10 protein-coding genes are annotated in these 14,458 nt (G+C 48.4%); 8 read left to right on the top strand and 2 right to left on the bottom strand.

What is annotated here, in order from left to right:
- Nucleotide 1 precedes the first annotated feature (1 nt).
- The 5 genes from K0T92_RS13770 (at nt 2) to K0T92_RS13750 (ending at nt 5,394) form a co-directional block, all read left to right on the top strand.
- Entirely contained in the window at nt 2-1,294 is a 1,293-nt protein-coding gene (locus tag K0T92_RS13770) for a sugar ABC transporter substrate-binding protein (protein WP_219873066.1), read from the top strand.
- 135 nt (nt 1,295-1,429) lie between these two features.
- Nucleotides 1,430-2,671 (top strand): sugar ABC transporter permease, encoded by a 1,242-nt coding sequence (locus tag K0T92_RS13765; RefSeq protein ID WP_219873214.1) that lies wholly within the window; start codon nt 1,430-1,432, stop codon nt 2,669-2,671.
- Nucleotides 2,668-3,510 (top strand): sugar ABC transporter permease, encoded by an 843-nt coding sequence (locus K0T92_RS13760; RefSeq protein WP_219873065.1) that lies wholly within the window; start codon nt 2,668-2,670, stop codon nt 3,508-3,510. The genes K0T92_RS13765 and K0T92_RS13760 overlap by 4 nt, the downstream gene beginning before the upstream one ends.
- Nucleotides 3,511-3,596: 86 nt before the next feature.
- Nucleotides 3,597-4,289, top strand: a complete 693-nt coding sequence (locus K0T92_RS13755; RefSeq protein WP_219873064.1) for an MgtC/SapB family protein — start codon at nt 3,597-3,599, stop codon at nt 4,287-4,289.
- Between the two features lie 43 nt (nt 4,290-4,332).
- Nucleotides 4,333-5,394, top strand: a complete 1,062-nt coding sequence (locus tag K0T92_RS13750) for a LacI family DNA-binding transcriptional regulator (protein WP_246628152.1) — start codon at nt 4,333-4,335, stop codon at nt 5,392-5,394.
- A 104-nt stretch (nt 5,395-5,498) separates the two neighbouring features.
- Here K0T92_RS13750 and K0T92_RS13745 read toward each other — a convergent pair whose 3' ends face one another.
- The gene (locus K0T92_RS13745) at nt 5,499-5,909 is read right to left on the bottom strand and encodes a hypothetical protein (protein ID WP_219873063.1); all 411 of its coding nucleotides are present in this window, start codon (nt 5,907-5,909) and stop codon (nt 5,499-5,501) included.
- A gap of 402 nt (nt 5,910-6,311) precedes the next feature.
- On the opposite strand from K0T92_RS13745, the gene K0T92_RS13740 reads away from it, so the two are divergent.
- On the top strand, nt 6,312-8,543 hold the full coding sequence (locus K0T92_RS13740) for a YhgE/Pip family protein (protein WP_219873062.1): 2,232 nt from the start codon (nt 6,312-6,314) through the stop codon (nt 8,541-8,543).
- A 79-nt stretch (nt 8,544-8,622) separates the two neighbouring features.
- Here the strand turns inward: K0T92_RS13740 and K0T92_RS13735 are convergent, their stop codons facing one another.
- Nucleotides 8,623-11,046, bottom strand: a complete 2,424-nt coding sequence (locus K0T92_RS13735) for a TIM-barrel domain-containing protein (protein ID WP_219873061.1) — start codon at nt 11,044-11,046, stop codon at nt 8,623-8,625.
- Between the two features lie 442 nt (nt 11,047-11,488).
- On the opposite strand from K0T92_RS13735, the gene K0T92_RS13730 reads away from it, so the two are divergent.
- Together K0T92_RS13730 and K0T92_RS13725 are read left to right on the top strand one after the other, a co-directional pair.
- A complete protein-coding gene (locus K0T92_RS13730; protein ID WP_219873060.1) occupies nt 11,489-13,786 on the top strand; it encodes a DNRLRE domain-containing protein in 2,298 nt (765 codons plus the stop codon).
- Between the two features lie 50 nt (nt 13,787-13,836).
- Nucleotides 13,837-14,458, top strand: a 622-nt coding sequence (locus tag K0T92_RS13725) for a DUF6531 domain-containing protein (RefSeq protein WP_219873059.1), incomplete at its 3' end; no start/stop codon positions are given.

Below are 14,458 nucleotides of genomic sequence, written 5' to 3'. Positions count from 1 at the left end.
GATGTTAAGAAAAACATCCGTTATCGTAGTTATTTCTATCCTTGCGCTTGTAGTTGCGGCTTGCGGTCCAGATCGCGAGAATAATAAGGGCACTGATACGGGAAAGACGAATTCCCAGACGAATAATACCGAGGCGGCAAAGCCTGAGGAACTGACGATCTGGGCGAATGAGGCGGAGAAAGAACTCCAGGCTATTCGCGAAATTACCGAGAAATTTACGCAGGAGACAGGCGTTAAGGTTAAGGTCGTGCCTGTCAATGCGCGTGAGCAAGCCAAATCCTTCTCCTTGGACGGACCAGCAGGAAGAGGACCGGACCTGTGGTGGGCAACGCATAATTCCATGGGCAAGAATGTGCTGCAAGGACTTGCCGAGCCATTCAACCTGGATGAAGAGGTTCTGAAAAATTATTCAGAGGATACAATCAAAGCGGTTACCCAGCAGGGCAAAATCTATAACCTGCCGATGGTTGTCGAGACGGCTGTTCTTTACTACAACAAAGAACTGCTGCCAGAGGCGCCGGAGACATGGGCTGATCTGGAGAAATTCTCCGATACCTTTAATGACGCCAAGAAGAATAAATACGGCTTTATCCTGGATGGCATCAACTTCTACTACGGCAATATGTTCATGCAGGGCAATGGCGGCTATGTGTTCGGATACAATGATGAGAAAGGCTATGACGCAACCGATATCGGCCTGAACAATGAAGGGTCGGTACAAGGCGCGAAGCTGATTCAGAAATGGTTCCAGAAGGGTTACATTCCTCAATCCATTACGACTGATATTATGGATGGCTTGTTCAAGCAAGGTACTGTAGGAGCTGTCGTATCCGTGCCTTCTTCTCTGAAGAACTACACGGATTCACTCGGCGACAAGCTGGGTGTAGCGCCGCTGCCTAAGCTGGAGAACGGCCAGCGTCCGCCATCCTTCCTTGGTATTAAAGGCTGGGTTCTCTCTCCTTTCTCCAAGAACAAGGAATGGGGCCAGAAGCTTGCTGTCTACATGACGAACCAGCAGTCGCTTGAGCATTATTTTGAGACGGCAGGTGAAGTTCCAGCTACGCTAAGCGGCCTGGGAAGTGACAAAATTACGAACCACCCTTACTACTCCGCTGTAGCTGAGCAGGTCAAATCCGCTACGCCGACACCGAATAATCCGGAGATTTCACAGACGTGGGAGCCGATGAAGAACGCGCTTATCTTCCTCTCGCAGGGCAATGACGCCAAGCAAATTCTGGATGAAGCGGTTAGTCAGATCAAGGAACAAATTGCGATTAACCAGTCGAAAAAATAGATAGAGCCGGGGATGAGGATTGCTGCAATCCTCATCCGTCTATCGTTAGGGGGTTAACTCTTGGAACAACAGAACGAGCAGGGAAAAGGCGCAGGCAGAAGCGGCACTCCCCGACATCACAGCCCGACGACCGCGATGCTGCTGTCCATTATTCCGGGTTTAGGACAAGTGTATAACCGCAGATATATCAAAGGCTTGCTGCTCTTTATTGTAGGAGCTTCCTTCCTGGGCGTATTCAGCGATTTTCTCAATATCGGGTATTGGGGCATCGTTACACTAGGGACGCTGGAAGGGGTGGATGATTCCAGATCGCTGCTTATTCGCGGTATTATCTCTATTATATTGACGGCGTTTGCTGTTACCTTCTATGTGCTTAACTTGATGGATGCGAGGCGGGAAGCGGTCAAGATTCAGAATGGCTGGCGGATAACGTCTCTTCGCGAAGGCTTTACTACCGCATGGAACAACAGCTTTCCTTATGTGCTGGTCACGCCAGCGCTGTTCATGATTATTTTTGTATTGGTACTGCCGTTGTTGTTTATGATTTCGCTGGCATTTACGAACTATAATATCTACAATTCCCCGCCGCGGTTTCTTCTTAGCTGGGTGGGCTTCCAAAACTTTATTGATGTGTTCTCCGTGCCGATCTGGCGCAAAACGTTCTTCTCTGTCTTGTCCTGGACCGTTATATGGACGCTGGTTGCTACAACTTTGCAAATCGGTCTTGCTCTGTTCCTGGCGGTTATCGTCAATGACAAACGGGTAAGGTTTAAGAAGTTTATACGTACGTTTCTTATTTTGCCTTGGGCGGTGCCGGGCTTTGTATCGATTCTGACCTTCGCCGGAATGTTCAACGACCAGTTCGGTGCGGTTAACAATCTGCTGCTGGCGCCATTCGGCATTCATATTCCGTGGATGACGGACTCTATGTGGACCAAGGTAGCGATTATTTTCGTCGAGGTATGGCTCGGCTTCGCCTTTGTATTCGCTCTGTTTACGGGTGTGCTGCAAAGTGTGTCGGGCGACTGGTACGAGGCTGCTGAAGTGGATGGCGCGAACAAGTGGCAGAAGTTCCGGTTCATTACGCTGCCGCATGTGTTATTCGCTACGGCGCCGTTATTGATTATTCAGTACACGGGCAATTTCAATAACTTCAATCTGATCTATCTGTTCAACCAGGGCGGTCCGCCGGTGCGTGGACAATCGGCCGGGTCGACGGATATCGTAATTTCGTGGGTCTATAAGCTGACGTTCGATACAATGAATTACAATATGGCGGCTGTTATCTCCATTATGCTTGGTATCGTCGTTGCGGGCTTTGCTTTCATTCAATTCAGACGGACTCGTTCGTTCAAGGAAGGGGGAGACAGCCGATGAGCAGCAAGTTCAAATCCAGGCTGGAGCTGACCGGCATCTATCTGGTTATCTTCATTATGTTTCTCGTCATTATGTATCCGCTGGTGTGGGTGCTTGGCATCTCGCTCAGTCCCGGCACGAGTATCTATAATGCTTCCATTATTCCCAAGAATGCGTCGCTGGAGCATTACATCTGGTTATTCACGGACAAGGACAGCCATTATCTGCTGTGGTATAAGAATACGCTGATCGTCGCAGCAGCCAAGACGGTGCTGTCGCTGATTGTGACGCTGGCTATAGCGTATGCTTTCTCGCGCTATCAGTTCGTCGGGAAGAAGAACGGCCTGTTCGTCCTTATGCTGGTCAAAATCTTCCCGGTACTGATGGGGATGGTCGCGATCTATATCCTGCTCAACCTGCTGGGACTGCTGGACTCGCTGGTCGGTCTGACACTTATCTATGTAGGGACGTCTATCCCGACCCATGCTTTTCTGGTCAAAGGGTACTTCGATACGATTCCAAGGGATCTGGATGAATCCGCGAAGATTGACGGTGCGGGACATTTCCGCATCTTCTTCCAGATCATTTTGCCGCTGGCGGTGCCTATTATCGCGGTTGTCGCCCTATTCAACTTCATGGCGCCGTTCATGGACTTCCTGCTTCCGAGCATCGTCATCCGGAGTCCGGAGAATTATACGCTGGCACTGGGCTTGTACAACTTCATCAACCGGGAGTTTGGAAGCAACTTCACGCACTTTGCAGCGGGCTCCATCTTGATTGCAGTGCCGATTGCAACGGTATTCCTATACTTCCAGCGCTATCTGATCTCAGGACTGACAGCAGGCGCGTCCAAAAGCTAACGGTTCCAGCGGTTAGGGGCCTTCTTGCCGAATAGGGTGGGCCCCTTTACCGATGGATTGATGTGCAAGAGAGGAGGTGGATAATTATGAATCCTTGGCATATTGATGCTTTGGAAATGACATTTCGTCTTGTTGTTTCGTTCCTGCTGGGCGGTCTTATCGGGTTCGAGAGGGAGCTTAACAATCATGCGGCAGGGCTGAGGACGAACATTCTCGTCTGTCTGGGTTCAACGCTTATTATGCTGCTGTCTATGTATGGCTTTGAGATGTTTGCGGACGAGCCGAATGTCAGGATGGATCCGGCGAGGCTTGCGGCCCAGGTCATAACCGGGGTCGGGTTTCTAGGAGCGGGCACGATTATGCAGAAGGGCTTGTCAGTGAAAGGCTTGACCACGGCCGCGACGCTGTGGGTCATGGCGGCAATCGGGCTTGCGGTAGGCGCAGGGTTCTATTATCCGGCCATCATCTGCTGCGCATTAGTCTTCGGTTCGCTGCGGATATTGAACAAGCTGGAGCATCGCTTTCTGGCAGCGGGCAAGTCGCAGGTATTGCGCATTCAGGTAGTGAAAGGCTCGAGATGCCTGAATGAACTGCAGCACTATTTGACAGACAAAGAGGTCCGCGTTAAAAATATTAGTATCGATAATGAAGAACAGTTCGGCAATTCCATGCAGCAGGTGACCGTTACCTTCACAGCCTCCAGCAACAAGATTCGGATCGCGCTTGTGAACAAGCTGAATCGGCTGCCGGGCGTGAAATCACTGAAGATAGAGGGATAGATTAAAAGCTGCAATCGTAGTAAAATAAAGTAAAATGGTAGATTTGTCATCAAACTCTGCCGTCTATGAGGTGATTGTAATCTCTACCATTAAAGATGTGGCGCTGCTTGCGGGTGTTTCGCCTGCGACGGTATCCAGAGTAATAACGAATAAAGGCAATATTGCAAGTGATACGAAAGCAAAGGTTCTCTCTGCGATGGAACAGATCAACTATGTGCCGTCACAATCCTCTATTGCTCAGAGCAAACCGGGCACGATCAGCTTCTCCATCGCGAGAAACCCCAAATATAAGCTGGGCAATCCATTTTTTAGCGATGTGCTCTTCGGCATATCGGACGCAGCGCGACGGGTTGATTACAATGTGAACTTCTCGTTGTCGCATAATGTGGAAGAACAGATCGCAAGCTGCATCAAGCTGTATCGGGAGAAGCAGGTGGACGGCTTTATTTTTACCAGTGTGCTGAGATCGGATAAGGATATTCTGCTTAAGAGCATGCTGGAGAAGGAAATACCGTTCGTCATGATTGGCACGAGCCTCAATCATCATGTCTTCTCCATTCACAATGACAATATTCGCGACAGCTATATGGCGACCAAGTTTCTGATCGAGAAGGGCTACCGGAAGATTCTGTTTCTCACGAATCAGTTGAAGCAGGATGTCATGTACGACCGGCTTCACGGCTATCAGCGCGCGGTTGAGGAGCATGGGCTTGACATTACGTCATCACATGTGGTCTACAGCGAGAATGAAGAAGCGGAAATAACGAGGGCATTGGATGGGGTCATGGAGGAAGGGGTCGCATTCGACGCGATTATGACGATGGAGAGCATCATGTCGCTCACCGCGTTGAAATATTGTCAGAGCAAAGGTCTGCGGGTGCCGGAGGATGTAGGCATCCTGTGCTTCAGCAACGCGCCTTACCTGGAGAAGATGACGCCTTCCATTACCGGTGTGAACCTGAATCCGGATCTGATGGGCGCGGAAGCGTTCCAGCTTCTGTACGATCTGATCCACGATAGGCCTAAGGCATCGGTGAAGAAGAGCGTTACGCTCCCTTCAGAAATTATGGAGCGGCAATCAACTCAACGAATGAAACTAAATTAATGCGGAGCACCCGCTGGAGCCTGTCATGATGACGGCTGCAGCGGGTGTTTTAGTTATGAAACATTTTACATTTTTGCTTCGTTATAACATTCAGGCAGGCGTTATTAGGGCAGAACAGAGAAGAAAGCCTGATCGGAGCTGTATCCGGTATAAGTATTGCCTGTGTAGTGGTAGTCTTCAACGTAAAGGGAATAAGCTTTGCCTTTAGGCATCGTTGAATAAACGGAGTAAGGAATATAGAAGACATAAGATGTAGAACCTGGAGATTTGTAGATAGGCCCTGAGTTGTAGACAAAACTGCCGTCCAGAGCTGTTATGTTAAGTTGTGAAGCTTTGACATCCGTTGTTTGATTCCAAATGACAACGGTTGGGGCGCTGTTGTGCAGGCTGCCATTAGAAGGGTATACGATTTGCGTTCGAGCGTCGGCAAAGGCTGTTGCTGCTGTTATTGTCATTAAACAAAGCGCTAACACGAATACGGAAAGGGTACGACCAAGCTTGAAAGCTTTTGTCATTGTATCACTCCTAATCTCAATTTGAATTTGGGCAATCGAGCAGATTTGCGTTGGCCAACGGATCTACAGCTTTATTATACTGTAGTACCAATTATTGTCATGGTAGTATAGGGTCATATATAAGTCGATTTGTGTAATATAAGGTTAATTTTACCTTAATTTAATTGTGGAGATAGCTTCGATATAGGCGATGTCACTATGTAGATTAATGCGATTAACCAGGGTATTGCAAAATGAAAATGAAAGTGATACTATAAGTTTCAAATAAAAAAATGACCAAATGAATATAATAGTCAATAAGTTCGTGATGGACGATGGCTCCGGTAGAGGCGCCTTTTTTTAAACTAATTTATGACTATATGACTTAATTGGTCATTTCATGATACAGAGGAGTGGATAGAGATGAAGAGAGGCTTGAGTCAATTCGGCAGCGAGCTGGCGTCGATAGTGCGCAACCGCAAAGTGCTCATTCCGGTTATTGCGGTATTGATGGTTCCTGTTCTTTATACGGCTATGTTTCTGGGGGCATTCTGGGATCCGTATGATCGCTTGGAGGATCTGCCAGTTGCGATTGTGAATGCTGACAAGGGTGCGGAATTCAATGGAAAAACGCTGCATATCGGTGAAGAATTTGTGGACAAGCTAAAGGAGAATCCGCAGTTCAATTGGGATTTCGTCACCGAAGCTGAGGCAAAGGCAGGGATGGACGACAAGACGTACTATATGACGATTGAAATCCCGGAGGATTTCTCCGAGAAGACAACGACACTGACGTCCGATGCGCCTGCCCCGGCAAGGTTTACGTATATGCCGAATGAAAGCTTTAATTTCCTGGCTTCCCAGATTGGGAACACGGCGGTTGAGAAGATGAAGGAATCCTTGAATAAGGAGATTACGGAGGTCTACGTCAGAACGGTGTTCGATCAGATGGAGCAGCTTGCTGACGGGATCGGCAAAGCGAGCGATGGAGCGGGCAAGCTGGCTGAAGGTACGAGCAAGGTGAAGGATGGCGCCGGGCAGCTCGAGCAGAATTTAGGCAAGCTGGTAAGCGGATCGCTTTCATTGAAGGATGGAGTCGCCAAGCTGGAAGCCGGGGGCAGCAAGCTTCAGCAAGGCGCAACAGCGCTAAGCGGCGGCGCAAGCAAATTGGCGAGCGGTCTTGCTGCGCTTCATAAAGCAGAGCAAGAGCTTAGTGCGGGTGTCACGGCGCTTGGCACTGGGGCGGATGCGCTGCAGGCAGGCTCTCACAATTTGAGCAATGGCTTATCGCAGCTCTCGCAAGGAAGCGGAACGCTTGCAGACAATACGCTGCAAGCGGAGCAGGCTGCGGGCAAGATTGCAGCCGGATTGCAGCAGTCTCAGGCAGGAGGCGTCAAGCTGGAGCAAGGCGCAGCGCAGCTCGTTCAAGGACTAGAGGTTCTGGCGTCCAAGAACGCCGAGCTGGCCCAGGATCAGGGATTCCAAGGGCTGATCGCAGGAAGCAAGAGTCTGGCCGCCGGTCTGGCGAGCTCAAACGAGGCGCAGAAGCAATTAAGTGCGGGTGCGAGCGGACTGCATGCCGGACTTGGCAAGCTGAAGGCAGGTCTGGATACATTCGATGGCAAGCTGAAGGAAGCTGCCGCAGGCGGACAGCAGCTGGCTGCCGGAGGGAAGAAGCTGTCGGACGGAGCGAAGAAAGCTGCGGATGGCATGGAGCAGTTCGGTACGAAGCTGGCAGAAGCTGCCGATGGCAGCAAGGCGCTGTCCGCAGGAGCAGCGACGGTATCCGGCGGCGCGACTCAGCTGCATCGGGGCCTTAGCCTTCTTCAAAGCAATGTCAATCCGTTCATCGACGGCTCATCCAAGCTGCAGGATGGAGCGCAAAAGCTGAATACGGCGCTGCTTCAGCTGGATGACGGCTCGAAGGAGCTGTCCGGCAAATTAAGTGATGCGACAGCGAAGACATCCGGGCTGCATGCATCGGATTCCATGTTCGAAATGTTTGCCGGGCCTGTTGAGGCCGATGTGCAGAAGGTGAATGAGGTGCCTAACTACGGCACAGGCTTCGCGCCGTATTTCTTGTCCCTTGGCTTGTTCGTAGGCGCGCTTGTCATGACCATTGTCTACTCTGTACGTGAGCCGGCCGTTCGTCCGGCAAGCGGCCTTAGCTGGTTCTGGAGCAAGGCGCTCACGCTTGTCATTGCAGGAACGATTCAAGCTCTGATCGCTGATGCGGCGCTTCTGATGATTCTCGATCTGGAAGTGAAGAGTATCCCGCTGTTCATGCTGTTCTCCATTCTGACGAGCATAACGTTCATGATGCTGATCCAGTTCCTCGTGACGACGATGCAGAATCCGGGCCGATTCCTGGCGATTGTTCTGCTGATCTTCCAGTTGACGAGCTCGGCAGGCACATTCCCGCTTGAACTGATCCCGAACTGGCTGCAGAAGGTTACGCCTTGGCTGCCGATGACGTACTCGGTCGCAGGATTGAAGGATGTTATCTCAAGCGGCGATTATTCGTCGATGTGGCGTCATGCCGCCGTGCTTGGCGGATTCGCGCTAGTATTCGCATTGATTACAATGATTTACTTTGCAGCAGTACACCATAAGCAGAAGGCACAGGGATCGGAGACTGCTGTTGCGGCATCATAATATTGCAAAAAGGGCTGCTCGCACCAGTAGAATCTCCTACTGTATGCGGGCAGCCCTTCCTTATATCGCAAGGCCGGGATTATTCAACGGCAACTTGACGCTCATTGCCGGCTTCGATCTTGACATACGTCACATCGCCGTAGACGTCCTTCCCTTGGAACCAGCCCTCGCCCTTCAGTCCGGCAAGGCTGTTCAAGCTATCCGCCTGGAGAGCGGGGGAGCTGTTAATGGTTACATTCTTCCCGGCGATGCCGTGAATGGCGACCATATAATATTGCAGCTCCGGTGTGTACGTCCCTGCTTTGGAGGAGGCATGGAACAGCGCTCCACCATCCTTTTGCTGCGCGGAGAGTGTTTGTTTGAAATAATGCTCCTGCTCATACTGATAAGTGGCCCCGTCATCATCATAATAATGGAAGGAGGTCTGGACGGTATCCGGGAATACGTCAACCGTTACAGTGTCGACCTTATTCTCGCCGATGTAATTCATCACTGGCTGAGACGGAATGATCGCCCCTTTCTTGATGAAAAGAGGGATGTCCGTCCAGTTCTTCAGATCGACCTGATGTGTAATGGTCTGGCCGCCCTCGTACACGGTGCCGTTCGCGTAGTCAATCCATGTGCCTTGCGGCAAGTAAACCGGCTTGGTCGGCTCTGCCTCCGTAACGACTGGCGAGACCAGCAGCCAATCGCCGAACATCCAGGAATCGACCAGATTCGCTACAGCAGGATCCTGCGGATAGTCCATCATGAGCGGCTTGACCAATCCGAGTCCTGACTCATAGGCTCTGCGCTCGTAGGAATAGATATAAGGAATCAGCTTGTAGCGCAGCTCAATCGCCGCCTTGGCTGCTGCCTCCGCCTGTTCGCCATAGAACCATGGCTGCCGCTGATGATCGAGCTTGCCATGCACGCGGAAGATTGGAGTAAAGGCACTGAACTGCATCCAGCGCGCATAGTTGTCCGGCTGCGGATTGGTTTGGAACCCGCCAGTGTCCATTCCCCACTTGGCTTGCCCGACATTGACCGCTGAGAGCATGCGCTCCCGCTGCTCGGCCATCGGCTTGAACCCGCTGGAGATATCGCCTGACCATAGTCCGTAAGCGTATTTCTGCGCACCCAGGTAGAAGTTCCGGTTGAGCGACCAGACACGCTTATCGGAATATTTGCGCTGCTCCTCGTACAATCCTTTTTGCATATCAATAAACTGCGTGGTCGTATAGCCCTCGTCGGCCTCATCATTCCACCAGCCGATAATTCCGGTATCGAATGCTTGCTTCGCATGCTCGAAATACCATTGCCGTACCTCATCAATGGAGAAATCCAAATCATTGACGGGCAAATTGGAGAAATAATCGGGATATACCGGCTTATTCGGCCACCAGAAATTATGCTCGGTCGCATAACGGCCCTGCTCGGTGTCCACATGAATCCGCGGCTTGAAAATTCCTGTCAGCTTGATGCCCATTCCATCCAGCGTCTCCTTCAGCTTGCCGGATGATCCGTTCGGGAACTTCTTCTCATTCCAGCGGAATTCCCCGTACTGGTCCTCGCCCCATGCCTTCCAGTCAAAGTCGAGCGAGAAGCTGTCGATCGGAATTCCCTTCTGCCGGTATGTAGTCACATGCTGGAGCAGCTCCTTCTCATCAATGCCCCATTCGCTGTTCATGAAGCCCAGCGCCCATTTGGGGAACAGTGGCGGTTTGCCGCTAATATCGGCTGCTGTGGACATGATGCCAGGCGGATTGCCTACGATAAAATAATAGTGGGGACTCTTCTTCGACAGGTTGCTGAAGGAAAAAGTATCCCCGCTGTTCCTGTATTCCGCATCAATCGTGTCTACCAGCAGGCCGTATCCCGCAGTGCTCCATACAAACGGGGCTCCGGCATGGCCTTGCATCCCGCCCTTGACTGATTTGGAGCTGGCTCGCAGCATGCCGTCCGTAGATATCTCCGATGATTGATAGCCGCTAATCCCGTAGAGGCTGTCGTTCTTATCATGTGTAAAGGCAAGCTCGTCTTCTAAAGCCAGCAGGATGTCCGCTTGCTTCAGCAGCAGCTTGTTGGCCGCATCGTAAACTGTGATGCTGCGATCCTTTTTATTAATTTCCACTTTCATCTGATCGGTCTTCACGGTGATCGGGTCGCCTTCCGCATCAATGACCGCTCCAACCGGAGCAAAATCACGGGTTCCGATTACTTCCGTGTCCGGTTCCTCAGCGCCGCCCGGATTAACCCGTACTCTTAATGCATCGGCTTGAACGACATCGATGAGAATAACATCCTTGCCCGAGCTCAGCTCGAGCCCATCAGCCTGCGACTTTACGACACTCAAGGCCTTCTCGTCAGAACTGGGTGAAGCGCTTTCAACAACGGGTGCAGATTTCTCTTTCTCTGCGTCTTGCTCTGCGCCTCGGTTCATCGAGACTGCAACAATAACGGCGATCACTGCAAGCGTAATTCCACCAACAATAAGCATCAACTTTCCCCGGTTACGTGTCATAGCTCCCATAATGTCCCCCAATAAGATGATGTATGTATTTCTATCGTTAATTGTAACCCGAAAAGAAAGGAAATAGCTAAACTTAATTGATAATTTTGGCATAAAATATGATGTCCGGTCGATTTAATGGAACGGAATTTATTTATAGTATTTATTGTTAAAGTATTGAACAGTTCAAATAAACAAAGGGATCGCTTTTCCAATAACCCTCTGACTCATCTAAAACACATGCGAACATTACCTTAAAATTTAATAAATATGCAAAATAATTAATAAATAGACATTTAACGACAAAATATCTAAATGAAATTTTTATTTCGATACTGTAAGATGACTTTGAATTACGCAAAATTACTATTTAATTGGGGTGAGAAATGCTTTTGATAAATAGAATTTGGACTGTGATTTCAAGACATAAAAATAAATATCGAGGAGATTGATCATGAAGAAAAGTAGAATAATCAGGATGCTACTAATAATTGTATGCTTAATGCTGTTATTGCCGAGCATTGCCATTGGCAAATCCAAGGACAATGCTGCCGCAACAATTGAAATGAAACCTGACAACGGCACGGGAGAACTCAATACGGATGATTCTAGGCTGGAAAAAGATGCTGAGCCTAAAGTAGTGAAAGAAATGACAGAAAAGAGAACATTCAATACAAAGCATTTTCTAATGGATGACGGAACCATGAGAGCGGAAATTCATCAAGGAAATTTACACTTTCAGGACGAGACTCATAATTGGCAAGAGATTAACACAGCATTGATTGACGAGGCGGACATTGATATCACAGCGATGAAGGTATCGAAGGACATTGCCAAAGAGGCAAGAGAAATTACGAACAACAACAAAGCTAAAGTGAAGAAGGGAGTAGACAGAAGTCAGACAAATTTCCGCTCTATCAAGGTGCCATTTGATACGGTCATTCCGAAGGATTACAGTAAGGGGTATTCAATTGCCAAAGGGACGGACAAGCTGACTTTTAAACCGGTGAATGCAAACAAATCTATCGGCACGATCGATAGTGGGGCAAAGAATCGGATTCATTATAAGAACGTCTGGAGCTATACGGATGTAGAACTGATTGTAACAAACCAGGGGGTGAAGGAGTATATCTATCTCCTTAATGACAAAGCTCCTAAGAAGTTTTCATTCGAAATCAATGCGAAGTTGAAAAATAATCTCCAGCAGGGTGACCTGATTATTGAACCACTCTGGATGGAGGATAGTAAAGGGAACGTGAGAAATATTCAGCCGACCATTGCAATGGAAGGAAAGAAACATATGTTTCATATCGAGGTAGATACGGATGGGATGAGTTACCCGATAACGGTAGACCCGAGTGTCTGGGTTTATTCTTACGGGAGCGGGGGCGGCGCAGCCGGAGTATCATCATATAGTCCTGATATGTCGTTCCCCACCATATTAAGGGTCGGAGAAAGAACCTCAGGAAGCACGAAGGACATCTATCTTGCTTACTACAAATTCCCTCTTGGTCACATACCGGAAAATACGCAAATTACAAGCGTTGTCCTTGCTGCTAAAATGTCAAGCTTAGATATACAGCCGGAGGCTTATCTGGATATTATTCCTTATGAGGTAGAGGGAAGCTTGAATGTGCAGAACCTAACCTATAATAATCGTCCCAGTCATACGACTACTAATAGTGGAGGGTCACTGAGAGTAAGCAGAAATCGCGTGCCTATGACGACTGATTACTTGTACTGGGATGTTACAGCGATGACAAAAAGCAACTTTGAGAACACCTCCACTTTGCATGCTAATAAGTCGGTTTCGATGGTTCTATATCCCGTTAGTTCGGGAGGAAATGGAGCATTAAAACATGTCCAGTTCGACGGGTCCTCACCGCCCATAAACAAATTAATTATCAACTATAGAACGAGTACAGTAAACTCTCCTCCAACTGTAAGTTTTAGCAAAAATGACATCGTAATGTATTTAAACAGAAGGACAAAAATTTGTTGGAATTATAAAGATTTAAATGGTGACGATCAAGTGAAATATCGGATGTCAGGGATAAGGTATGACGGTTCATCGGCATACCACTCTGGAGTGAACTATTTGAGTGGAAGTTATGGCAGCTCATATTGTCATTATTTAAATAGTGCTCTTTCAACTGGAATGTGGGAATTTAAGGTTTCTGCATTTGACGGAATAGACTGGAGCAATGAAATTGTGAGGGATGTGGTGATAGATCATGTGGATGCTCCGAACACTCACTCCAATGTTCCGATGAACGAAATAAACAAAGTCTATTACGGAGGATTTGATACGGGAGATACCGTGGATTTTTTCAAATTCACTGCTTCTTCCACGGGAGGAAATCACTTGTCATTGAAAAATCTCACTTCTCAGTATAATCCAACAGAAATTAATGTTGTGATATTAGATGAAAATAATCAGGTGGTTGTGCCCGCGTCCAACACTATTAAACACGGAATAAGCTTGGAAATTGATTTCAATTCAGTGGAGGGAAAAATTTATTACATACGTATTTCCAATGTTGCTGCAAATTTCGGTGGTCCTTATAAATGGGCAGTGACTCCAACGCAGCATTCCTTTTTGAAAAACCAGTATTCTTACATCTATGATTCATTGGGGCGTTTGCAATTTATCTCATATTATTGGGGGTTCTACTACATGAGGACCGAGTACATTTATGATTTAAACGGAAACATCATCAAGCGGATTAGTACTCAAACAGAGAGAAAATAGACGATTGCATACTTACCTAAAGATAAATTATACAAGGAGGGCTTTGTTATATGAGAAAAATGATAGTTGTAATGCTTGTTTTATCTCTCTTATTAACAGGCATTAACACCGCAAGCGCCAATTCCGGTACGAAGACTGTTAATGACAGGACACCGTATACAGAATCATACTCTGTCGTGCCATTCGAGAATGAGCCAATTCAATCAGTGAATACTATTATCGAACCCATCGATCCCGTTCAATTGAGTAATGTAGATGGAGCAATAATCGTAGACAAGCTTCCCCAGGTTGTTGATGCGGTATACGGTGAGGAACCGACCGTAACGGACTCCGTATACGGCAGAAGTGCCCGTATGATGACGGCCATGTCCGATCCGATTCCTTCACCGAGTATCCTGTCTGCCATTAACAATCTGAATCTCAAAAACATGCAATCCCCCTTCCGAATCAACAAAGGGGCGGAGAGCATCTCGCCCGTAAGCGGCAGCTTATCGCTGCAGGAAGCGGATCTGTCCCTGCCTGGGCGCAATGGCTTATCCTTTACCTTGAGCCGTTACTACGATTCTTCCTCCTCGAATGTCTACGACAAAGAGGTATCTTTCGGCTTATTTTGCTCCTGTATCATTGAATACGATGCGATCAGCTATACAGAGAGATATAACGACAATACAG

The organism is Paenibacillus oenotherae (assembly GCF_019443105.1).
GTDB lineage: Bacteria > Bacillota > Bacilli > Paenibacillales > Paenibacillaceae > Paenibacillus_Z > Paenibacillus_Z oenotherae.
The sequence above is the reverse complement of the archived record's forward strand: the minus strand, read 5'-3'. Positions and strand labels throughout refer to the sequence as shown.

Excerpts from the sequence above, each read along its gene's own strand:
- K0T92_RS13770 (WP_219873066.1), top strand. The coding sequence starts at position 2 with ATGTTAAGAAAAACATCCGTTATCGTAGTTATTTCTATCCTTGCGCTT.
- K0T92_RS13765 (WP_219873214.1), top strand. The coding sequence starts at position 1,430 with ATGCTGCTGTCCATTATTCCGGGTTTAGGACAAGTGTATAACCGCAGA.
- K0T92_RS13760 (WP_219873065.1), top strand. The coding sequence starts at position 2,668 with ATGAGCAGCAAGTTCAAATCCAGGCTGGAGCTGACCGGCATCTATCTG.
- K0T92_RS13755 (WP_219873064.1), top strand. The coding sequence starts at position 3,597 with ATGAATCCTTGGCATATTGATGCTTTGGAAATGACATTTCGTCTTGTT.
- K0T92_RS13745 (WP_219873063.1), bottom strand. The coding sequence starts at position 5,909 with ATGACAAAAGCTTTCAAGCTTGGTCGTACCCTTTCCGTATTCGTGTTA.
- K0T92_RS13740 (WP_219873062.1), top strand. The coding sequence starts at position 6,312 with ATGAAGAGAGGCTTGAGTCAATTCGGCAGCGAGCTGGCGTCGATAGTG.
- K0T92_RS13735 (WP_219873061.1), bottom strand. The coding sequence starts at position 11,046 with ATGACACGTAACCGGGGAAAGTTGATGCTTATTGTTGGTGGAATTACG.
- K0T92_RS13730 (WP_219873060.1), top strand. The coding sequence starts at position 11,489 with ATGAAGAAAAGTAGAATAATCAGGATGCTACTAATAATTGTATGCTTA.